This window comes from Thioclava sp. (genome assembly GCF_048263065.1).
Lineage (GTDB): Bacteria > Pseudomonadota > Alphaproteobacteria > Rhodobacterales > Rhodobacteraceae > Thioclava.
The window spans coordinates 166,780-188,709 of the sequence record NZ_JBLXEM010000007.1; the positions used below are offsets into that span (position 1 = coordinate 166,780).

The 21,930-nt window shown below is 58.3% G+C and carries 20 protein-coding genes and 2 pseudogenes; 10 read left to right on the plus strand and 12 right to left on the minus strand.

Annotated elements, in window-relative coordinates; genetic code table 11:
- The first annotated feature begins 140 nt into the window (after window positions 1-140).
- From ACN0SD_RS12200 to ACN0SD_RS12210, 3 genes are read left to right on the plus strand one after another with little or no spacing between them, the layout of a single operon-like run.
- Window positions 141-899: an energy-coupling factor ABC transporter ATP-binding protein gene (locus tag ACN0SD_RS12200; RefSeq protein WP_417808516.1), complete on the plus strand. Its 759-nt coding sequence runs from the start codon at window positions 141-143 to the stop codon at window positions 897-899.
- Window positions 874-1,488 carry an energy-coupling factor transporter transmembrane component T family protein gene (locus ACN0SD_RS12205; RefSeq protein WP_417808517.1) on the plus strand — a complete coding sequence of 205 codons (615 nt, stop codon included), beginning with the start codon at window positions 874-876 and terminating at the stop codon, window positions 1,486-1,488. The genes ACN0SD_RS12200 and ACN0SD_RS12205 overlap by 26 nt, the downstream gene beginning before the upstream one ends.
- A 2-nt stretch (window positions 1,489-1,490) precedes the next feature.
- The gene (locus tag ACN0SD_RS12210; protein WP_417808518.1) at window positions 1,491-2,042 is read left to right on the plus strand and encodes a biotin transporter BioY; all 552 of its coding nucleotides are present in this window, start codon (window positions 1,491-1,493) and stop codon (window positions 2,040-2,042) included.
- A 958-nt stretch (window positions 2,043-3,000) separates the two neighbouring features.
- Here the strand turns inward: ACN0SD_RS12210 and ACN0SD_RS12215 are convergent.
- The 8 genes from ACN0SD_RS12215 to ACN0SD_RS12250 all read right to left on the minus strand — a co-directional run bounded on the left by ACN0SD_RS12215 (window position 3,001) and on the right by ACN0SD_RS12250 (window position 12,729).
- Entirely contained in the window at window positions 3,001-3,888 is an 888-nt protein-coding gene (locus ACN0SD_RS12215) for a 2-oxo acid dehydrogenase subunit E2 (protein WP_417808519.1), read from the minus strand.
- Between the two features lie 10 nt (window positions 3,889-3,898).
- A complete protein-coding gene (locus tag ACN0SD_RS12220; RefSeq protein ID WP_417808520.1) occupies window positions 3,899-5,329 on the minus strand; it encodes an NAD-dependent succinate-semialdehyde dehydrogenase in 1,431 nt (476 codons plus the stop codon).
- A gap of 14 nt (window positions 5,330-5,343) precedes the next feature.
- The gene (locus tag ACN0SD_RS12225) at window positions 5,344-6,660 is read right to left on the minus strand and encodes a biotin/lipoyl-containing protein (RefSeq protein ID WP_417808521.1); all 1,317 of its coding nucleotides are present in this window, start codon (window positions 6,658-6,660) and stop codon (window positions 5,344-5,346) included.
- Window positions 6,650-7,645 (minus strand): alpha-ketoacid dehydrogenase subunit beta, encoded by a 996-nt coding sequence (locus ACN0SD_RS12230; protein WP_417808522.1) that lies wholly within the window; start codon window positions 7,643-7,645, stop codon window positions 6,650-6,652. Before ACN0SD_RS12230 ends, ACN0SD_RS12225 begins: the two co-directional genes overlap by 11 nt.
- A gap of 10 nt (window positions 7,646-7,655) precedes the next feature.
- The gene (locus ACN0SD_RS12235) at window positions 7,656-8,657 is read right to left on the minus strand and encodes a thiamine pyrophosphate-dependent dehydrogenase E1 component subunit alpha (RefSeq protein ID WP_417808523.1); all 1,002 of its coding nucleotides are present in this window, start codon (window positions 8,655-8,657) and stop codon (window positions 7,656-7,658) included.
- 80 nt (window positions 8,658-8,737) lie between these two features.
- On the minus strand, window positions 8,738-10,039 hold the full coding sequence (locus ACN0SD_RS12240) for a M24 family metallopeptidase (RefSeq protein WP_368393121.1): 1,302 nt from the start codon (window positions 10,037-10,039) through the stop codon (window positions 8,738-8,740).
- Window positions 10,040-10,112: 73 nt separating this feature from the next.
- Window positions 10,113-10,916 carry an SDR family NAD(P)-dependent oxidoreductase gene (locus ACN0SD_RS12245; RefSeq protein WP_417808524.1) on the minus strand — a complete coding sequence of 268 codons (804 nt, stop codon included), beginning with the start codon at window positions 10,914-10,916 and terminating at the stop codon, window positions 10,113-10,115.
- Window positions 10,917-10,926: 10 nt separating this feature from the next.
- Window positions 10,927-12,729, minus strand: a complete 1,803-nt coding sequence (locus tag ACN0SD_RS12250; protein WP_417808525.1) for an ABC transporter substrate-binding protein — start codon at window positions 12,727-12,729, stop codon at window positions 10,927-10,929.
- A gap of 222 nt (window positions 12,730-12,951) precedes the next feature.
- Between ACN0SD_RS12250 and ACN0SD_RS12255 the strand changes: the two genes are divergently transcribed.
- From ACN0SD_RS12255 to ACN0SD_RS12275, 5 genes are all read left to right on the plus strand, one after another.
- The gene (locus tag ACN0SD_RS12255; protein WP_417808526.1) at window positions 12,952-13,902 is read left to right on the plus strand and encodes a sugar ABC transporter substrate-binding protein; all 951 of its coding nucleotides are present in this window, start codon (window positions 12,952-12,954) and stop codon (window positions 13,900-13,902) included.
- A 76-nt stretch (window positions 13,903-13,978) separates the two neighbouring features.
- Window positions 13,979-14,776: an SDR family NAD(P)-dependent oxidoreductase gene (locus tag ACN0SD_RS12260; protein ID WP_417808527.1), complete on the plus strand. Its 798-nt coding sequence runs from the start codon at window positions 13,979-13,981 to the stop codon at window positions 14,774-14,776.
- A 142-nt stretch (window positions 14,777-14,918) separates the two neighbouring features.
- Complete coding sequence (locus ACN0SD_RS12265; protein ID WP_368393125.1) at window positions 14,919-15,893, plus strand: ABC transporter permease; 975 nt, start codon at window positions 14,919-14,921, stop codon at window positions 15,891-15,893.
- Between the two features lie 10 nt (window positions 15,894-15,903).
- Window positions 15,904-16,893, plus strand: coding sequence for an ABC transporter permease (locus tag ACN0SD_RS12270; protein WP_417808528.1), 990 nt, complete (start codon window positions 15,904-15,906; stop codon window positions 16,891-16,893).
- Window positions 16,890-18,422, plus strand: coding sequence for a sugar ABC transporter ATP-binding protein (locus ACN0SD_RS12275; protein ID WP_417808529.1), 1,533 nt, complete (start codon window positions 16,890-16,892; stop codon window positions 18,420-18,422). Before ACN0SD_RS12270 ends, ACN0SD_RS12275 begins: the two co-directional genes overlap by 4 nt.
- Here the strand turns inward: ACN0SD_RS12275 and ACN0SD_RS12280 are convergent.
- The 3 genes and pseudogenes from ACN0SD_RS12280 to ACN0SD_RS12290 form a co-directional block, all read right to left on the minus strand.
- Window positions 18,326-18,562: a transposase gene (locus ACN0SD_RS12280; protein WP_417808530.1), complete on the minus strand. Its 237-nt coding sequence runs from the start codon at window positions 18,560-18,562 to the stop codon at window positions 18,326-18,328. The two genes, ACN0SD_RS12275 and ACN0SD_RS12280, sit on opposite strands and share 97 nt — an antisense overlap.
- Window positions 18,563-18,683: 121 nt before the next feature.
- The gene (locus ACN0SD_RS12285) at window positions 18,684-18,830 is read right to left on the minus strand and encodes a response regulator transcription factor (protein WP_417808531.1); all 147 of its coding nucleotides are present in this window, start codon (window positions 18,828-18,830) and stop codon (window positions 18,684-18,686) included.
- A 377-nt stretch (window positions 18,831-19,207) separates the two neighbouring features.
- Window positions 19,208-19,465: pseudogene (locus tag ACN0SD_RS12290) on the minus strand (hypothetical protein); the annotation flags it as partial.
- Between the two features lie 567 nt (window positions 19,466-20,032).
- Between ACN0SD_RS12290 and ACN0SD_RS12295 the strand changes: the two are divergent.
- Together ACN0SD_RS12295 and ACN0SD_RS12300 are read left to right on the plus strand one after the other, a co-directional pair.
- Entirely contained in the window at window positions 20,033-20,182 is a 150-nt protein-coding gene (locus ACN0SD_RS12295; RefSeq protein WP_417808532.1) for a hypothetical protein, read from the plus strand.
- Complete coding sequence (locus ACN0SD_RS12300; protein ID WP_417808533.1) at window positions 20,154-21,566, plus strand: tyrosine-type recombinase/integrase; 1,413 nt, start codon at window positions 20,154-20,156, stop codon at window positions 21,564-21,566. Before ACN0SD_RS12295 ends, ACN0SD_RS12300 begins: the two co-directional genes overlap by 29 nt.
- Window positions 21,567-21,750: 184 nt before the next feature.
- Here ACN0SD_RS12300 and ACN0SD_RS12305 read toward each other — a convergent pair.
- Window positions 21,751-21,930, minus strand: a pseudogene (locus tag ACN0SD_RS12305) (hypothetical protein); the annotation flags it as partial.

Below are 21,930 nucleotides of genomic sequence, written 5' to 3' on the forward strand. Positions count from 1 at the left end.
CAAGCCCCTAGCGATGCAGCGGCGCTGATTTGCGCTACGCTCTTTATTTTGGGCGCGCAAAATGGGATGACCCTTGCGCAGATCACATGAGGTGGCCCGCGAGGGTGCGGGCTGCTTAAGATCGCTTTGGGAGACTGACGTTGGACGCTACACCGGCCAAGCAAACGCAAGAGGCTCTTTCGGCGCATCTGACCCTTGTCGATGCCAGCGTAGAGATCGACGAGCGGTGCGTTCTGGGGCCGCTCAGCCTTGATCTGTCATTTCGCCGTCTTGGTGTTGTTGGGCGCAACGGGTCTGGCAAATCGACACTCGCGCGCCTTCTTGCAGGGTTGATCGCGCCCACTGACGGAACCTGTCGACTCAATGGCGTTGATGTGTACACTGACCGCCGCGCGGCGCTGCGCGAGGTCGGGATCTTGTTTCAAAACCCCGATCATCAGATCATCTTTCCCACCGTCCTAGAAGAGGTGGCGTTCGGACTGACGCAACTGGGCCGCAAAGAGGCGCAGGCCGAGCGCGATGCCCAAGCCATCCTTGCGCGGTTTGGCAAATCGGACTGGGCGCAATCGTCGGTCTCGACGCTGTCGCATGGGCAAAAGCACCTTGTGTGCCTCATGTCGATCGTCGCGATGGCACCAAAGGTTCTGGTGCTGGACGAACCTTTCGCCGGCTTGGACTTCCCTACAAAAGCGCAGCTAAGCCGCTATCTGCGCCTGTTTGACGGGGCCGTGATCCACATCTCGCATGATCCAAGTGATCTGCAAGATTGCGAGAGCGTGCTGTGGCTGGAAAAGGGTCAAATTGCGCGTTCAGGTGACACGCAAAGCGTCTTGGCGCAGTATCTCGACGCGATGGAAACGCTAGGAGCGGGTGATGATATCTCTGACCTCTCCCGTTAGAACGCGCGCCCATGATCTGCCTGCAGCGCTGAAACTTGGGGCGTTGTTGGTGGCGACGGTTGTGTTGGCCAGCATCTCGAACCTGTGGTTTCATGGCGCGGTTTTTCTGGCGGTGCTGGGGCTTTATATCCTGCCCGGCAGGCTGTTTTTCAGCGTCGGAATCCGGCGACTGTTCATCCTTTGGCCTTTTGTGGTTGGCGTACTGATCTGGCATTTCGTGATCGACGCGATGGCAGAGGGGCTTGTCATCACCATGCGTATGGTCAGCGCTGTGGCGCTTGCCAATCTGGTGACAATGACCACGCGGCTCAGCGATATGATGGAGGTGGTGCACAAGCTGACCTCTCCCTTCGCTCGGCTGGGGTTGAACCTGCGCGCGCTTGAGATTTGCCTCGCGCTTGTGATCCGCATGATCCCCGTTCTGGGGCAAAAAGGGCAGTTGCTATCGCAAAGCTGGCGTGCGCGCTCGACGCGCAAGCCGCGCTGGCGTATTGTGCTGCCGCTTGCGGTTTGCGCCCTTGATGATGCCGACCGCGTGGCTGAAGCTTTGCGTGCCCGCGGTGGCTTGATGGATTTGCAGGAGAAATGAGCATGGAAAAGACCGTCGCCAACGTGGCGTTGTTTGCCGCCCTGATCGCCGTTTTGGGGCTGGTGCCCAATATCACGCTGGGTTTTGGTGTGCCAATCACCGCGCAAAGCCTCGGCGTTATGCTATGTGGCACAATCCTGGGCGCGCGCCGCGGCGCGATGGCCGTGATGGTATTTCTGCTGCTCGTCGCGCTTGGCTTGCCGCTGTTGTCGGGCGGGCGCGGCGGTCTTGGGGTTTTTGCCGGGCCAACCTCAGGCTTCCTGTTTGGCTGGGTTGTGGCGGCCTTCGTCACGGGCTTGATCGTGCAAAAATGGCGCCAAGCGCCGCTGACTCTTGTGGCCAGCGTGGCTTCGATCATTGGGGGAATTGGCGTTCTCTACGCCTTTGGGATCGTCGGAATGTCCGTGGTTCTTGATAAATCCCTCAGCGAGGCAACCTTGCTCGTCGTGGCATTCATCCCCGGCGACATCGCCAAGGCCATCATCGCGGGCTTGCTGACTGCCTCTCTGGCGCGCGCCCGTCCGGCCAGCCTTTTGTCGCGACAGGGCGTGTGAGCGGGTAATGGATTTCGCAGTGGGGCGAGCAATCGTTCGCCCCACCCTGCGATGCCGCGCGAAGGTTAATGAGCACTCAAGAAAATACCCGCATGTGGCCAACGTTTGCACGGGTAATGTCAAAACCATCGAATCTTCGGGGAAAGATGGTGCTGTGAGAGAGGATTGAACTCTCGACCTCTCCCTTACCAAGGGAGTGATTCACACGGAAAACCGTGGAAAATAGCGATATTAGCCATTCCTAGAAGCGCGCTAGTTCCCCTAATGTTCATGGGTTTCTGTGCGGTTTCTGTGCGGATTTCTTCGCAGTGGTGAGACATAGCTTCAATTCGACGCTCGCAATCACGAAAAAGAACGTGACATCCGATCTCGGCCCTGCCGAGGGCCGATACGCGGCTCATGATGGTGACGCGAAACTGGATTTCGGCGGACTGGCGATCAGGGTCTATCCGTGGAGCAGTCAGACAATTCACTGTGCCGCGTGGATCGTGATCTCACGTCCGGCCATCGAGGCTGTGAAGCCTGGGACCGGATAAAGCGAGGCCACCAACAGAGCCGCCATGGTCATGTTGAAGATCCGAAGGCGGGTCTTGTTCGCCAGCCATCGCCTGACCACGGTCCCGAGCCAGGGCGGATAGCCCCTGCAAACCCCTTTGGCAAATAAAGAAAAAGGCCCCTCGAGCGACCTGTTTTCGGGTTCGCAATGGGGATAATGGCGGAGCAAGAGTGCGCCACGCAACACCAAAAATTGTAAAATATAGAATTTAACAGTATGTTAAATTTTTTCTGCGGTCGATTTGTGTATCAAATAGTGTATCAAGCTTTCATTTCGCAGTAAGGTCACCAAATTCGAACTGCCCCAAACCTTCTATTGCCCAAAGAGAGACACGCGGTCTGGCGCAAATTTGGTCAGATATATTTCATGTGTCTCTCTTGAGAACTCGCTATCGTTGGTCGGTCAGATCATCAGTCTGCGAGGATCCGCGATCAACTGGCTGTAGCGCGCTAAAAATCTTGCGGCGTCGGCGCCGTTGATCACGCGATGATCATAGCTCAGATCAAGCGGGCAGAGTGGAACCGGCATCCATTCGCCCTCCCAGACCGGGTGAAGTGTCGTGCGCGTCAGACCCAGAATGGCGACTTCGGGCGGGTTCACGATCGGGCTGAAAGCACTGCCGCCAAGCCCGCCGAGATTTGAAATTGTCATCGACGCCCCGCCCATCTCGTCTGGGCGGATTTTGCGGGCCTGCGCGCGTTTGGCCAGATCGCTGATCTGTGCGGAAACCTGCCACAGACCAAGGCGGTCCGCATCGCGCAGCACCGGCACCAAAAGCCCATGCGGTGTGTCCACGGCGATCCCGATATGCACGAAATCCTTGAGGGTCAGCGTGCTGGTATCAGGTGAAAGCGAGGCGTTGAAACGCGGGAAATCACGCAGGCAACGCGCCAGCGCCTTAACGTGAAACGCCAGCGCCGTCAGCTTGATCCCGCGTGCCGTTGTTTCCTCGCGCAGCGATGTGCGAAGGGTCTCAACCGCGCGCATATCGGCCGTGTCGTGATGGGTCACTTGCGGGATCATCGCATTGGCCGCCGACAGGTTGTCTGCCGCGACCCGCGCAATACGTGACAGCGGCTCTTGCGAGACGCCGCCATATTCGCTGTGATCCACCTGCCAATAGCGGCTGTGATCGCGCCCGATCGCAGCCATCGGTGTGTAGTTGTCTGCGGCCTGATCGACATCCTCGCGCGCCAGCGTCTCGCGCCCCGAGGACTCTGCGAGCTGGTCCAGATCGACGCCTTTTTGCGCGGCGTAACTGCGCACCGAGGGGCTTGCAACATAGCTCATTGTTCTCTCCTCACCAGCTTGCGGAAATATATTGAGTTTCCATGAATTCGAGCATCCCCTCATGGCCGCCTTCACGTCCCAGACCCGATTGCTTGGTGCCGCCAAAGGGCGCGGCAGGGTCGCTGACCAAGCCGCGATTGAGCCCGACCATCCCGTAATCCAGGCGTTCGCAAATCCGCATGCCGCGTCCCATCTCGCCGGTAAAGACATAGGCGACAAGGCCGTATTCGGTGTCATTGGCACGCGTGATCACGTCATCTTCGTCGTCAAAGGTCTGGATTGCGCCGACGGGGCCGAAGATTTCGTCTTGCACGCAATCGGCATGGGAGGGCACATTGAACAGCACCGTCGGCGGGTAGAAATAACCTGGCCGATTTGGCACCTGACCTCCAAGGCGCAACTCTGCGCCCTTTGAAACGGCGTCACTGACAAAGGCGGCCACCTTATCGCGCGTCGCGGCATTGACCAACGGACCGACATCGACGCCCGCGTCCAGTCCGTTGCCCAGCTTGAGCTCGCCCATCCGCTGGGTGAATTTTGTGGTGAACTCTTCTGCCACGGCCTCGTGGACATAAATCCGGTTGGCGGCGGTGCAGGCCTCGCCGAGGTTACGCATCTTGGCTAGCATTGCGCCCTCGACTGCTGCGTCGATATCGGCATCCTCGAACACGAGGAAAGGCGCGTTGCCCCCCAGTTCCATCGCTGGTTTGAGCACATTATCGGCCGCCGCATGCAGCAGCTTGCGCCCAACCCCGGTTGAGCCAGTAAAGCTGACGACGCGCACGCGGGGATCGTGCAGCAGATGATCAACCAGCGGGCCGGTGTTTTTTGAGGGCAGCACGTTGACCAGCCCCTTGGGCACGCCGGCCTCTTCCAAAAGGGGCATCAGTGCCAGCATCGTCAACGGCGTTTCCGAGGCTGGTTTGATGATCACGGGGCAGCCTGCTGCGAGCGCGGGCGCGATCTTGCGCGTGCCCATCGCGGCGGGGTAATTCCACGGCGTGACCAGCACCGCAATGCCGGCTGGCTTGTGCTGGACGACGATGCGCGCGCCCGAGGCGGGGGCGCGGGTGATCATGCCATCGGCGCGCACGGCTTCCTCGGCAAACCAGCGGAAAAATTCGGCGGCATACGTGGCCTCACCCATTGCGTCCGCACGCGCCTTGCCGTTTTCAAGCGTGATCAGCCGGGCGAAGTCGTCAAGGCGCGCGGTCATCAACTCCCACGCTTTGCGTAAGATTTCAGAGCGTTCGCGCGGCGTGCGTCCGGCCCAGTCTGCGAATGCTGCCTCTGCGGCGTCAAGAGCGGCTGCGGCATCGTCAATTTCGGCCGAGGCGACAGAGGTCAGCACCTCTTCGGTGGCAGGGTTGAGAACGTCGAAACGCACGCCCGCGGCGCCTTTGCGCCATTCGCCATTGATGTAGAGATCGGTGTAATCCATGTGGGGCTCCGGGGTCAGAGAAGATGGCGCAGCGGCATTTCCAGCCGCGCGGCAAATCCGGTTATAAGGTCAAGGGCTGCGGCAGGCGCCATCTGCGCGCTGCCCGCTTCGAGAGTGAGGGTGAGCGATGCACGCCCCGTCAGGGTCAGCACGGGGGCGTCTTCGGCCCCCAGATGCAGTCCTGTCAGCGCGCTGCCACGCAGATCGCGCAGGATCAGCGTCGGGGAATCCTCGGTTTCAAGCGCGCGGCCAAGCGGATACTGCGCGGGGGCGGCAAAGCGGCGGATGTGGCTAAAGCGTTCGACGGCCACGACGGTGGTGTCTGCCAGCGCGCCTGCGGCAAGCCCCGCTAGAACCGCTGATATATCCGCTGGCGCACCTGTTTCCGTCTCGATCCAGTTCAGGAAGTCTGTCAGGCCGTCGGCGGAAAGTTCGGCGGTTAGATGCCGCGATGCGGCCTGTTGCGGGATGGCCTGTGCGTTAGCGGCCGTAGTGGCGAGGCTGCGCAATTGGTCCAGATCGTCCATGTGATAGGGCTGGGGCACCCCGGCTTCAACCAGCCGCCCCAGATCAAGCCCCTCAAGGGTTGCCTGACGGCGCATTTTGGGAGAGGCGAGGATGCGACCCTCTGGTCGTGGGACTGCGGGGGCCGGCTTGGCTGCTTTGGCGGGCGCTGCCGGGGCAGGGGCCGGTTTCGCGGCCTCCGGTTTGGGCACGGGCGTCGGGGCGGTGGCTGCCTTCGCGCTGCGCATCATTGGATTATCTGGCTTTTGCGCTGAGATTACAGCGATCACGGTCCCTACCGGCACGTCCTCGCCAGAGGCTGCTAAAAGCGCCGCGATATAACCCGACTGCCCTGCGGGCACCTCGACCGCGCTTTTATCGGTCTCCACTTCCAGCAAGATATCCTCGGCGCTTACCGCATCGCCGGGGGCCTTGTGCCACGCGGTCAGGTGTCCCGTGTCCTGCGCCATGCCAAGCGCGGGCATGATGATCTGCGCTCCCTCTGGTATGCCGGATGCGTCCGCAGTCTCTGGCGCGTCTTCGGCTTCGGCCTCGACCTTGGGCGCAGAAGCAGGGGCCGTGTCTTCGGGCGTGTCAGAGATCACGGCCACGACCTCGCCCACGGGGACGTTTTCGCCTGCTTGCGCACGAATGCCGGTCAAGTAGCCATCGGCTTGCGCCTCGACCTCCATCGTGGCCTTGTCGGTCTCAACCTCCATCAGCGGCTCGCCCGTCTTGACCGCGTCGCCCGGCGCTTTGAGCCAAGCCACGATCAGGCCGGTTTCTTGCGCCATGCCAAGCGCGGGCATGATGACATCATGCGACATCACTGACCTCCCCGCGCACCAGACGGCGCGCCATCGCGGCCACGCCCTTGGCGGTGGGCACGGTGATATCCTCTAGCGCAGGCGAGAACGGAACGGGGACGTCCATCGCGCCCATGCGCACCACCGGCGCATCGAGATAATAAAACGCCTTTTCGGTGATCCGGCTGGCGATTTCGGCGCTGACGCCATAGCTTTGGTGACCCTCGTCGATCACCATCGCGCGGCTGGTCTTGCGCACGCTTTTCACGATTGTTTCCTCGTCGAGCGGCACGATGGTGCGCGGGTCGATGACCTCGGCTGAGATACCCTCGGCGGCCAGCGTTTCCGCCGCTGCCAGCGCGATCTGCACCATGGACGACGTGCCTACCAGCGTGATGTCGCTGCCCTCGCGCAGCACGGCGGCCTGCCCAAAGGGGATCAGGTATTCTTCTTCGGGGACGGGGGCCTTGTCGTTATACATCAGCTTGTCTTCGAAGATCACGACCGGGCTGTTGTCGCGGATCGCGGTCTTCATCAGGCCCTTGGCCTCATATGCCGAAGACGGCATCGCCACTTTCAACCCCGGAATATGGGCAACCAGCGCGTGCAGCGACTGGCTGTGTTGCGCGGCAGAGCGCCGCGTTGCGCCCATATTGGTGCGCAACACCAAAGGCACGCTCAGCTTGCCGCCCGACATGTAATACGTCTTTGCGGCCTGATTGCACAGCTGGTCCATCACCAGAAACAGGAAGTCGCCAAACATTAGGTCCACGATCGGACGTGATCCGGTCATCGCAGCGCCCACGGCAAGCCCCATAAAACCGGGCTCAGAGATCGGGGTGTCGATGATCCTCTCGGTGCCGAATTCCTCGACCAGACCGGACAGAACCTTGAAGGGCGTTCCGGCTTCGGCCACGTCCTCGCCCATCAGGAAGATGCTGGGATCGCGGCGCATTTCTTCGGCGATGGCCTCATTGACGGCCTTGGATAGGGTAATCTCGCGCATGATTTCCTCCTCAGGCGGCGTCATTGGGGGCAAAGACGTGCATGTCGACTTCGCTGATATCGGGATAGGCGGCGGCGAGCGCATAGGTCACGGCGGCTTCGGCATCAGCCTTGACCGCATCGCGCAACTCTTGCAGCTCGTCTTCGTTCACGATGCCCTCCTTGGTCAGCCATTTGCCAAAATTGATGATCGGGTCGCGTTGTTCCTTCCAGATCGTCTCCTCTTCCTTTGAGCGGTAATAATCGCGATTGATGTCGCCGACATGGTGGCCGTGATAGCGATAGGTCTTGAGTTCAATAAAGAACGGGCCCTCGCCCTTGCGTGCCCGTGCGACCAGCGTTTGTGCCAACTCGTTGACCGCCAGAACGTCTTGTCCATCGACTTGGAACGCCTCAATTCCGAAGGCTTCGGCGCGCGCTGTCAGTGAGCCGGCAGCAATCTCTGCGGTCTTTGTGTATTCGGAATAGCCATTGTTTTCGCAGGCATAAATGACGGGAAGCTTCCACAGCGCCGCCATGTTCATCACCTCATACCATAGGCCCTGAGCGGTTGCGCCGTCGCCAAAGAAGCACACGGTCACATCATCGCGCCCCTGCAACTTGGCCGATAGGGCCGCGCCCGTCGCGATCCCCATCGAGCCGCCGACAATGGCGTTGGCGCCTAGATTGCCGTGGCTTTGATCGGCGATATGCATTGAACCACCCTTGCCCCGGCAATAGCCCTCGGCCTTGCCCAGCAATTCGCAAAACATCTGTTTGAACTCAGCACCCTTGGCTACGCAATGACCGTGACCACGATGGGTTGAGGTGATCTTGTCGTCGTCAGTCAGCGCTTCGCAGATACCCACAGCCACGGCTTCTTCACCGGAATACATATGGGTCAGGCCCGGCATCTTGGCGGACAGATACAGCTGATTGGCATTGTCTTCGAAACTACGGATGCGGACCATCTGGCGATACATGCGCAGATAGTCCTCGGTATTTGTCTTGCGCTTGTTTTTGGCGGTGGCCATGACGCGCTCCCTGTCTTGGTTCTGGCATGAGATCGGTTCCCCCCGCGCGGCGGGTTTGCGCAGCCGCGCGGGGGCGTGTCTCAGTAGCGGTTAGCGATCGGCAGTTCTTCGGCGGGGAACAGGCTGATCACCTTGCAGCCGGTATCGGTCACCACGACCTCTTCCTCGATCCGGGCGGCCGAGTAGCCATCCGAGGCCGGGCAATAGGTTTCCAGCGCAAAGACCATGCCGGTCTGAATCTCCATCGGGTTTTCCAGACTGACCGCGCGGCTGATGATCGGGCGTTCGTGCAGCGCCAGCCCCAGCCCGTGGCCAAATTGCAGACCGAAGGCCGATAGTTCGTCGGGGAATCCGAATTCCTCACATTTCGGGAAGGCTTTGGCGACCACGTCGGTCGTCACCCCCGGCTTGATCAGCGCGATGGCATTGTCGAGCCATTCGCGGCACCGGATATAGGCATCGTTCTGCGACGGCGTCGCGCGCCCGATATTGAAGGTGCGATAGTAGCAGGTCCGATAGCCCTGATAACTTTGTAGGATGTCGAAGAACGCCTGATCACCGGGGCGGAACAACCGGTCGGTGAAGTTATGCGGGTGCGGGTTGCAACGCTCGCCCGAAATGGCGTTGATCGCTTCGACATCATCCGAACCCATTTCGTAGAGCAGCTTGTTCGACATCGCGACGATATCGTTTTCGCGGATGCCGGGGCGCAGCTCGTGCCAGATCATGTCATAGACACCATCCACCATGCTTGCGGCTTGGTTAAGCAGCTGGATTTCGTCGATATTCTTGATCTCACGCGCGCTCAGCATGATTTGCTGACCGTCAACCACGTTGAGCCCTGCCTCTTGCAGCGCAAAGAACATCGCCGTTTCGGCGTAATCGACGCCAACGGGCATGCCTGCCATCCCCGCCTTCTTGATTAGCGCGGCGATTTCCTCGGCGTAGCGTTTCATCAGGCCAAAGCTCGGCGGGATTGTGCCGCGCATGCCGACCACGCCTGCGCGCATCCGCTCGGGGTCGAGCCAGTCGCAATAGTCGCGGTGGTGAACGGCGGCCGAGCCGAAATCCCAGACATAGGGTTCGTCATCGCCACACAGCAGCGCAAAGCGACACATCTTGTCACGCTCCCACTCGCCGATCTTGGTCCCCGAAATGTAGCGAATGTTGTTCACATCAAAGGTCAGCAGCGAGCCGCAATTGGATTTCTTCAGCGCGTCCTTTGTGCGGCTGAGCCGGTAGCGGCGTAGGCGGTCGTGATCGACGCGACGCTCAAAATCAACGGCCGTGTGGCCAAAGGCGGGGATGTGCTTGTCCCAGCGCCAGTTTGGGTCAATGTCACCGGGTTGCAGGATGCGCGGGTTGAGGGCGTTCGTGTTCATGGCAAATCTCCTGACGCCCATCGCGGGCGTGTGTGTGTCTTTTTGGGGGAAGGGGCGCTCGGGCCCCCGTGCGTCACTGAATGACCCAGCCGCCGTCGATGTGAATCATTTGGCCGGTCATGTAGTCGCTGTCATGGCTGACAAGAAATGCCGCCGTGCCCTTGATATCATCGGGATAGGACACCTTCTTAAGCGCGAGGATCTGGGCCAGATCGTCAAAGGCCTGCCCTTCGTGATCCTTGAAGCCGATCTCGACCAGATCCTTGTCGAGTTGCTCCCAAAGCGGTGTTTTTACCACGCCCGGTGCATAGCCATTGACGGTGATATTGTGTTTGGCAAGCGCGATCGCACCGCAATGGGTCAGCGCAAGGCAGCCATATTTCGAGGTGCAATAGACGGTGACGTCGATAAGGGGCTTGCGCGAGGCGACGGAGCCTACATTGATCAGCTTATAGACATGCTCTTGCGGGCCCTGCTCAATCATTTGTTTTGCGGTTTCCTGCATGCCCAGCCACATGCCCTTGGTGTTCACCGACATGATGTGATCCCAGTTGTCCTCATCGATATCCATGAAGAACCGGGGTTTGTTGAGGCCTGCGTTGAAGACGCCGACATTGATGTTGCCAAAGGCCGCGACGGTGGCGGCGATGGCGGCGGCATTGTCTTCGCGCTTGGTCACATCCATGCGCACCGCAATTGCCTTGCCATTGCCGCGCGCGTTGATCTTGTCGGCCATCGCTTGCGCGGCCGCCAGATCGATGTCGCCAAGGCAGACATTCGCGCCTTGTTCGGCGAAATGCTCGGCGTTGCACGCCCCCATTCCTTGCGCGCCGCCAGTGATCAGCACATTCTTCCCTTTGAGTCTATTCGGATCCATTCTTTCCTCCCTAACTTGGTCTGGTTCTCAACGCGGCCTCGGCCCTTTGTTGGACCGCTTGCAGCGCCCCGCGCGGGGTCGTGACGCCGCGCAGCATGTCGTGAATTTCCTGACCGCAAATTTCGATCAGATTGCAGATCTGGGGCACCGGAGGGCGCGGCCAGAATTGTAATTCGTCGCGCCAAGACATCGCGTCGACCGCCGAAAAGATGGTCGAGATGCGCTGCACCTCGGGGTCTGCCCCAACCGAATAACGCGGCGCGGTGCGGCTGCCATTGAGCACATACAGCTTTTGCGCTGCAGGCGATGTGAACGCGATCAGCGCCTCAGCGGCATCAGCACGCCGCTCTGGGGGGAGGTTTGCGGGAATGCCCAGCACATAGCCGCCCACGGGGGCCACAGGCGCACCACCTGGCCCGGCGGGATGGGGCAAATAACCCGTGGTGTCATGTGCGGGCGAGTCGGCATCCAACTCAAAATACGGGGCCAGCAAAGTATAGCCATAGGCCATCGCGACCCGACCCGACGCATAGGGACGCACCCGCTCATACCACGACATCGACAAGATATCGGGGGGCGAGAATTTCAACAGTTGCAGTAGGTATTCGGCCGCAGCCTCGGCGGCGGGGCTGTCAAACTGCGCCAGAAGATCGTCGCGATCCAGATGATCGGCATCAAACCCGCCTGCGATGGGCGCTAGATTCAGCACTGGATGACCGAAATCGGCGCAAGCCGTCATAAACGTGTGGCCAAGCGCGGTGCCGCGCGCCGCATTCCACGCAATGCCGTAGCGCCCATGCACGGGATCGTGGAAGTGCTCTGCGACCTTTAGCACATCGTCGGTGGTCGCAGGTGGCTCTAATCCGGCTTGGGCAAACAAGTCTTTGCGATAAAAGAATAACTCAGGCGTCGTTTGACTGGGCACACCGTAAGGCCGGCCGGCCCAATGGGCTGCGCGCCAGCCTGCGGTGTGAAAATCGCTCGGATCGAGCCGCTCGATATCCATTACCTCATCAAGGGGTAGCAACACACCCTTGCTGACGAACTCTCCAATCCAGGGAAGATCGATCGCGATGATGTCGTAACGGCTGGCACTATGGGTCGCGTTGCGCAAAACCTCTTCGTGCAGCCTGTCGATCGAAAATGCCCGCTGCGAAATCGACGTGCCAATCATCTGTTCGAACTGACGCTTGAGTGTTTCCATCACCATGAAGGTCGGATCGCCATGCACCAGAACGCGCACGCCGCCGGACAGGGCCAGCGGCTCGGGCAGAACGGCGGGCGGCTTGATGCTGTGGCCTGCCAGATAGGACCCGCCAAAGTAGTAATCGCGCTCTGCCCCGTTTGCTGCCCCCAAATGCGCACTGGCAAGACGCAGCACACGGTCTGATAACTGCCCCCAGCTTTCCAATAGCTGCGCACTGGCATGCAGTGAGACGGTCTTTCCTGATTTGGTGCGCGGGCGTTGCTCGATCATGCCCGCTTCCGTCATTTCGGCCAGCTTGCGCATGGCTGTCGCATAAGGCACACCCGACGCTGCCACGAGCGAGGATGGCGTGACGATCTTACCCTCAAGATGCTTGCGCACCAGATGTGAGGCCATTGTAAAGTAAGGGTTGGGCGCGGAAAGCGGCAGAGTTTCCTCGACCTCACTTGCAAATGCGTCCATGAAATCGATGATGGCCGTCGCACTGTCACCACGCAGGGTGTTGGGTCGTGCATTCGGTTGCATACCAAATTGTCCGGTCTGGATATCTTTCGGATTTGGCATGTGCATGTCAGTATATCCGTGGGTGAGTTTCGGGTGTGGCATTGCGTTGCCTCCTGCAAGATGTCCGAATTGATAATGAGTGGCTGGTGCGATTATATCCAAAATGGACACGGAAACATCCATTGTGGATAAAACTTACGCGGTATCCGGTGCGCTCTGAGGGAATGCTCTTAGCGTATCGCTGACGGATTCGGTTTGAATCTGACGTTCAGGAGGAGCGTCTTTCGTAACGAGCTGTCAAAAATGACTAAGGGAGGAAGATACATGAAAACGACTATGAAGGCGCTGATCACGGGCACGACCGCAGCTGCGGCTATCGCGTTTGCCGGTGCGGCTTCGGCCGAAAAGATCAAGATCGGCATCACGCAGAACAACGTTGGCGTCGACAGCTACCAGACGACCTATGAAAAGGCGTTCAAAGCAGCAGCCGCGGCCGATCCAAATGTCGAAGTCGTTGTTCTGGATGCCGGTGGGGACGTGGCCCGTCAGATCGCTCAGATCCAGGATCTGACGCAGCAAAAAGTGCAGGCGATCATCATCTGGCCAACTAATGGTAAGGCCGTGGTTCCGGCTGTGCGCAAGGCACATGACGCGGGTATTCCGGTTGTCATCACCAACTCGAATATCGCAGAAGAGGGCATGCCCTATATCGCTGCCTTCTCTGGTCCGAACAATATCGAGCAGGGCCAAGAAGCTGCCGACATGATGTGCAAGGCGCTCAACAACAAGGGCGATATTGTGCAGATTGCGGGCAAGCCGGGCTACACCACCGCGATCGAGCGTGAAAAGGGCTTTGAGGATCAACTTGCCAAGGTCTGCCCAGAGGTCAAGATCATGGACACTCAGCCCGGTGACTGGAACCGCGAGAAATCCCAGCGCGTGATGGAAGATTTCCTGGTTAAATATCCCAAGATTGACGGAGTCTATGCCGCTGATGACAACATGGGTGTTGGCGCACTGAATGCCGCCAAAGCCGCAGGGCGCGCTAAGGACATCAAGTTCGTCGGCGCCACCAACTTTGCCGTGGGCTATGAGGCGATGGCGAAGGGCGAGTATTACGGCTCGGTCTATCAGTCGCCCGTCGATGATGCGGAAAACGCATTGAAAACGGCGATCGACGTGATCCAAGGTAAAGAAGTTCCGAAAATGAACTACTTTAAAACACCTGAAATTACGCAAGAGAACATGAAGCAGTTCTCAAAGCCGGTGTTCTGAGGCTTCCTCCCCGGTGGCATGGGTGGTCTTTCGAGACTGCCCATGTCGTCTTTTCTTTTCGGCATAGGAGGCGTTCATGGGACGCGTATCGGGACGAGTTTGTCTTATAACCGGGGCTGCGCGTGGCATTGGCCGCGCTATGGGCGAAGCGTTGTTAGAGGAAGGAGCGGATGTGTGTTTCGCTGATCTCAACGGCGCACAAGCCGCAAACGTGGCCAAGGCCAATGAGGCACGGGCCGCAGCCACTGGAGGTCGGGTCATGTCGGCAAAGGTCAATGTGACCGAACGCAACGAGATGCGGGCAATGATCGCGGCGGTTGTGGCCCAATTCGGGCGGATCGACGTAATGTTCAACAATGCGGGCGTCAATCGGCCCATGAACTTTCTCGATGTCACCGAAGATAACTGGCATTTCATTATGGATATTAACGGTCTAGGCACAATGATTGGGATGCAAGAAGCGGCCAAGCAGATGATCGCGCAAGGCGGGGGCGGCAAGATCGTCAACACCGCCTCAGTCGCAAGTCGGCAGGGCTTTGACAATGTCGCGCCCTATTGCGCGTCAAAATGGGCCGTGGTCTCGTTAACGCAATCGGGCGCGCGCGATCTGGCTAAGCATAATATTACCGTCACGGGCTTTGCGCCCGGTGTCGTCGCTACCGAGATGTGGGATGAGGTCGATCGCGACCTGATGGAGATTGGCGCGGCTGAAAAGCCCGGCCAGGCAATGGAAGAGTTTTCGTCCGGTATCTTGCGCGGGCGCGTCGCGCGCCCCGCAGATATTATCGGAACCACGACGTTTCTGGCGTCCCCCGACAGCGATTACATGACGGGACAGATTGTCATGATCGACGGCGGTATGACGTTGGTCTGAACTCTTTTGGCGCGCTTGCATGCGGGAGGCATGCAGGCACCAGATCAAGGAGGAGCACATGGCGGATACGCGCCTTGAGACACCCGCCAAAAGGGCAGGTCACAGCAGCCCAAATACGGGCGGAAAACACAACGGAGGAGGCATGGCCCATTCAGGGTTGAAGTCCTTTGCGGGACTTATGGCACGACAGGGAATTCTTGTAGCCTTCGTGTTGTTTCTAATCGCATTTTCGGTGTTTTCCGATCGGTTCTTATCGGCGGAAAACATCTTTTCGGTGGTGCGGTCCTCGGCGATCATCGGGGTGATGGCGCTTGGCGTCACCGTCGTGGTGATTGGCGGCAATCTGGATCTGTCAGTGGGCTCGATGCTGTCATTCTCGACGGTTCTTGTGGTTGATCTTCACGATAAGATCGGGCCGGGTCCGGCGATTGTTGTGATGGTAGCAGCCACATTGTGTCTTGGCGCGATCAACGGACTTTTGGTGGGGGTCGCGCGGCTCAATTCGCTGATCGTCACACTTGGGATGCTGTCGGCCATTCAGGGCCTGACCCTGATCTATAGCGGTGGCAAGAACGTCGATATCGTCCATCAAGACGCCACCTGGTTTAAGGTGTTCGGGCGCGGCTACATTGCCGATATCCCGACCCCGATCGTGATCTTCGCAGTTTGCGCCATCGTGCTGCATGTAATGATGGCCTACACACCGTTCGGACGCCGGATCTACGCCACGGGCGGCAATGCGACGGCGGCAGTGTTTTCGGGCATCCGGCGCAGCCGCGTGGTGTTTCTGACCTACCTGATCTCGGCGCTGACGGTGGCGATTGCGGCTATTATTCTGGGCAGCCGGGTGATGGGGTCGCAAAACAATGTCGGCCAAGGCTATGAACTGCAAGTTCTGGCGGGCGTGATCTTAGGGGGCACCTCGCTTTTGGGTGGCTCGGGCACGATCTGGAAATCGGTGATCGGGGTGCTGATCCTGGGCTTCATCCAGAACGGTCTCTTGCTGCTTGGCTTTGAATATTATGTGCAGTGGCTGGTGACATGGGTCGTCATCATCCTCGCCGTCTGGCTCGATATCGCAGCCAAGCGCGGCCGTCTGCTCTCGCCCATCGCATAAGGAGGGGATCATGTCACAATCGGTTCTCAAATCTCCGCTGGGCTGGCTGGCTAGCAACCCGATCTGGGGCTTCATCGCGCTGATCTTCATCTTCTTCAGCTTTGCCAACCCGTATTTCTTCGCTCTGCAAAATTTCCAGAATATCCTTGTGCAGACCTCGACCATCGGGGTGATCGCACTGGGGATGACGTTGGTGATGATCAACGGCAATATCGATCTGAGCGTCGGGGCCGTTGTCGCCCTGGCTGCCAGTCTGTGTGTCGATATTCAGGGTTGGAGCCTGTTTGCCGATTGGGGCAACTGGGCGATATTGCCCGGTGTGGTCGCCGCCCTTGTGGCGGGCACCGCCTTGGGCGCGCTAAACGGGCTGATCGTGTGGAAAACCGGGGTGGATGCGTTCATCGTCACGCTGGGCGCGATGTTGGGCGTGCGCGGGTTGGTCTTTGTTTATACCAAAGAGCAGTCCTTTTTTGCGGCGAACTTCTCGTTTTCGGATTTCGGATCCAGCAGCATCGGCCCGATCCCGACCTTGGCCGCGCTGTTTCTGATTAGCACTGCCATCGTGCATTTCGTGCTTTCGCGCACCGTGCATGGACGCAACACCTATGCGGTGGGCGGTAATCGGTCAGCAGCCGTGAATGCGGGCATACGCGTCGGGCCGCATATGATGATCAACTTCATGATCGTGGGCTTTCTGGCCGCATTGGCGGGCGTCACGCTGTCAAGCCAGATGGGGGCAGCCACGCCCAACCTTGGCACCAATTACGAGCTGTGGGTGATTACCTCGGTCGTGCTTGGGGGCACCAAACTTCAGGGTGGTGCCGGCACGATCATGGGCACGCTGGGCGGGGTTCTGGCGATCGGTATTTTGCGCAACGGTATGAACCTGATGCAGGTGCCAGCCTTCTACGTGCTGGTGATTTTGGGCTCGATCCTGATCGCCGTGCTGTTGTTGGACAAACAGCTTAATCGCAAGGGTAAAGAGGAGCTTCGGCTATGAGCGGATCGCACACCCCCCAAACCGATACCCCCGCGCTGCGCCTTGAGGGCATCGTGAAAACCTTTCCCGGCGTGCGCGCGCTCGATGACGTCAGCTTCGACGTGCGCGCGGGCGAGGTCCATGCGTTGCTGGGCGAGAACGGTGCGGGCAAATCGACCCTGATGAAGGTGCTAGCGGGTATGTATCAACCCGATGAGGGGAGCATCTATATCGAGGGCGAGGCAGTCACCATGCGCAGCCCGCTGGAGGCCAAAGCGCGCGGCGTCGTGTTGATCCACCAAGAGCTGAGCCTGGCCGAAGAAATGTCGGTTGCCGAGAATATCTATCTGGGCGAGCTGCCGCGCAAATCCTTGGGCCGGGTCGATTGGAAAACGCTTCACACCAATGCGCAAGCAATCCTCGACCGCCTCAAGTGTAGCTTTGATTCCAAGACGCAGGTGGGCACGCTCTCGATTGCCAATCAGCAGATGGTCGAGATCGCGCGCGCCCTGACGGTCGATGCCAAGGTGGTTGTGTTTGACGAGCCCACAGCCTCGCTGACAGATGCTGAAAAAGTCGTGCTGTTCGATATCATCAATGATCTCAAAACGCGTGGGGCAGGGATCGTCTATATCTCGCACCGAATGGACGAGATTTTTACGCTGGCCGATCGGATTTCGGTGCTGCGCGATGGCGGCTATCGAGGCACGTTGATCAAATTCGAGACCAATGAGGACGAGGTGATCCAGCTGATGATCGGGCGCGCGCTTGATCTGACGCGGCGAACAGTGGCGGCGGCAAAGATCGGTGAGGTGGCGCTACAGGTCGAGGGGCTTAGTTGCGGAAAACTATTTCAGGATGTCAGCTTTGAGCTGCGCGAGGGCGAGGTTCTGGGCTTTTATGGGCTGGTAGGGGCCGGGCGCACCGAGATCGCCGAAACGCTGTTTGGTCTGCGCAAACCCTCGGCAGGGCGCATTTTGATAGATGGCACCGAGGTCGAAATTTCATCACCTGCCGATGCCATCACGAAAGGCATCTCACTGGTGCCCGAAAGCCGCAAGGAACAGGGCCTCGTGCTGGGTATGAATTGTCGTGACAACATCACGTTGCCGCAGGTGGGGGATCTGACCACAGGGCCGTTTGTGTCGGACGGCGCGGAGATTGCGATTTTCGATCATTACTATGATGCGCTCAAGATCAAGACGCCAAGCTGGCGTCAGGCGGTGGGTAACCTGTCAGGCGGCAACCAGCAAAAAATCGTTATCGGAAAATGGCTGGCGATGCATCCGCGCATTCTGATCGTGGACGAACCGACGCGCGGCATTGATGTAGGTTCGAAATCCGAAATCCACGATCTGATCCGAAAACTTGCAAGCGAAGGTTATGCGGTGATCGTAATTTCCTCGGAAATGCCCGAGGTGATGCATGTTTCTGATCGGATTGCGGCAATGTTTCATGGCCGGATAATGCGCACGTTCACGACCGATGAAGTGACCGAAGACAACCTCGTAGCCGCAATCTCGGGAATCGAAACTGACAAGGTGGCGTGATACCTATGGGGCAGTGATCTGATCTCCAACCGCTCAGCCACCTCGCTGACAGCGTATCCACGCTCTAAAACCTGCGCTACAGCGTCCTGCTTGAACTCATCTGTAATCCGTCTCTCCTTGGTTCTAAATTTACCAAGCAAAGCGTCTACAAATCTAGGAACACCTCACTTCCAAGAACCGCCAGGGCTACATTCCGATGGCATGGCAGCTAAATCATCAAGATGGTTCTAGGGCCCGTAAAAAGAGCGAAAAAAGTCGGGTCTAAGACGGTATCGACAATTTGCGATAGGCGTTCTTGCGATGCACCTTCACGGTCTCGTCGCTGATCGAGAGATGCGCGCCGATCGCCGTGGTGGAATAGCCGCGCTGCACCATGGCGATAACCTCGGTTTCGCGCGGGGTCAGCACTCCGGCGGCGATCCGATCAAGCAGGATTTGCAGTGACGGATGTGCGGGGCCTACCCGATTAGCAAGCGCTCCACGCGCCGCCGTTGCGCCCCAATCTTCATCGACAGGCCGCTACCGGAAGCGCTTGCGAAACGCTGCGCCGAATGGAGCACCGAGATTATCGTCGCGCCTGCCCAGACTTGAATTCCTGCGAGTTTTAGGCAGTTCGATGTTTTTGCAGGCGCTTTGGTCTGATGCCCGAATGGACTGGAGCACTTTAAACCTCTTCTCATCCTTGAGATTTCAATCCTTAGCCTCCTCCGAAACCAATTAGAGATAAGCCAATGCGTTTGGTGTGATTTCCCGAGGGGCTTCAATCAACCGCAATCCAACAACACTCAACAAAAAGCCCTCAGGGACATGTAGCTGACCGCAGTTGTCGTGCCGACATTGGCCTTTGGTAGATAGGGATAGACGTCTAGATCCAGCTTGGGAGGCCGCTTCTCGACCTGACACAGGACGAGGTGTTTGACGGCGTCAAACCCGCCTTACGGCGATTGCGAGCAATCGCCTATCGGCCAACGGATTGCGCCCATGCGCAGCGCATTTTTGACAGCGACATGGAGGTCTGCCATCTCGAAGGTCTCCAATCTGCGGCAGCGACCTGCATGAATATCTCGCAGGGCCTATCTTTATTCCGGTGGGAGAAAATCACCGCGCTCCGCGGGAAAGGCGGCCCGATCCCCGACGGAGAGCGAGGCTGGAGCACCATCCAATTGGCCAGCGCCCATATGCTATCGACGCAACGCGAGGTCGGAGTTCCTTCCAAGTATTTCCGGTGGTTCGTGGTCGAGCTAATCGCTAGGTGCGCACGCTTATGCTTTATCCGCACCCCCCAAGAATCCACCGCCTTATTAAAGAGTTAACGTAATTTTGCCCGTGAAGCAAAACAACTCTTGACAGAGGTTTCGCACGAAATTCCGATTTTTTGCAAGCTTATGCCTCATCGGTAGGCAAGTCATGCCCGGTTGCGCCGACTCTCCACGCCTCGAGAACCTGATTTTGCGAAACCTACGTCTATCTGCGCATTCCTGTCGACATGTCGCGGGTCATCTGGATCATGACGGCAAATAATCTGGAGGGCTCAGCTTTTCGTCGTCTTAACGATCTGTTTACCTTTGGCGTGGCAAGGTAGCTTTGATCGCACATGGGAGGAGAAGGACATGAAAGAGCCGACCAAAGCTGACAGGGCAGAAGTTGTTTTGCTCGATTATATCGAGCGATATGGCTTAACGGATAGGGCACGAAGATACTTCCTTATCCTTGGTAAGGAGGAAGAACCTCATGCACGCATCGAAGCTCGACAACCTTGAAACAATCCAAGCTCTTCCTGAAAGAGCGGCGCCATATTGGAACATTCTGGAATATTGTCGCCACATCGGGGTTGAGAAAAAATCGAATAAGTTTCCTCAATGGGTTGCAAGGATCCGCAAGAAAGACGGTCGATACAAGCAGAGCCGACTGGGACTGACAGTCTCGATGAGTTCAGACGATTTCACCTATGAAGCGGCGATCAAGCTCGCTCGCGTCTGGTTTGCAGAGGAGGAACGCAAAGGCGTTGCCTCTACTAGCTATCCTGTGGGAACCACACAGCATCTTAAATATACAAAGAGCATCACCGGGTTCACTGTCGGAGATGCCTTGATCGACTATGTGGAATGGAAACGGATCGCAGCGACAAAGACCACTTTCGAAACACTTGTCGCACTGATCAACTTTCACATCTTGCCGCGCCTCGGATCCGTTCAGCTTGACGACCTCAAGGGAGTCACGATCACCAATTTCTGCCGCGCCGTCCTTGAGACGCCTCCCAAGCGCGGGAACCAAACGCTTGGGGAAAAGGTGAAGATTGAAAGCCTCGATTCCGATGCATTGCGCCGCAGGAAAGGGACCCTGAATACGCTTCTGGGGATTTTAAGAATAGCGCTGCAGATGGCGTGGGAGAATGGTCACTCCGCCTCTGAAAGGTCTTGGCGCTGCATCCACCGTGTCCCAAATCTTGAAGTCCCTCGCCAGATCTTCCTCACACGGGCACAGTGTCGCGACCTTATCGCCGCATGCCGTCCCGATCTGGCTGACTTGGTTCGCGCAGCGCTTTACAGTGGATGCCGGGTATCCGAATTATCGTCGCTTCACGTTCGCGATATCGGCAAGGATATCTTTGGAATTTATGTCTCATCTCCGAAGGGCTGGCGACCACGTTATGTGTATTTGCCTGAGGAAGGGATGCGGTTTTTCTTGGGGATGTGCGCCGGGAAGTCGGAAGACGACATTTTATTTCGCACCGACGCAGGCCAGATTTGGCGCACGCGGCATCGGCATCTATTCAAAGCAGCTGTTGAAAAAGCCCACCTGCCGCGTGAATTCGTGTTTCACGGGTTAAGGCACACATATGCAAGTCAGCTCGTGCAGGCCGGCGCGCCGCTAGCCATGGTTGCACGCCAACTCGGCCACTCGAGCACCGACACGGTGAGCAGAACTTATGGCCATCTGTCGTGTGAAAGCGTCGAGCGCGAACTCGCTTTGCGATTTGCGAGCCTGGAAGATCAGCCGCACGAATATGACGCGCGAATGCGTTCCTTGCGGAAATCCCTACAAGCGCCACCTCCGACGATCCCCGCTTCTTCGTGGCCGCGCAGCAACTTCGCCCTGTGCCGCGGAGAGGAGCTTCAATTCGTCAGCCGACGTGGCGCATGACGCATTCTTGTTGCTAGCGTCCACCGGCGCCAGAAAGCATAATTCCGATAGACCAAAGGCCCATCATGCACGAACATTCAAACTGGACCACCCGATGGGGGCACTCCACCAAATAGTTGCGGCGTAACCGAGTGGAAAATCGACCTAACTCAACTGTTCAGTTTTGTCGGACCCCCTCTGGATATTATGACCTTGAAGATGAGCGCGAAAGCTTGCGGGCAATCAGTTGCGCCTCGTGCTTGCGCAAGATCTTGCGGGCGGCAACCGGCGCCTCATGGTGCAAAGGATGCAGCTCGGGGAATAGCGCGACAACCTCGTCGCAGCTTGGCTTATCCAACGCCTGCATCGCCATGGTGTTGGGATA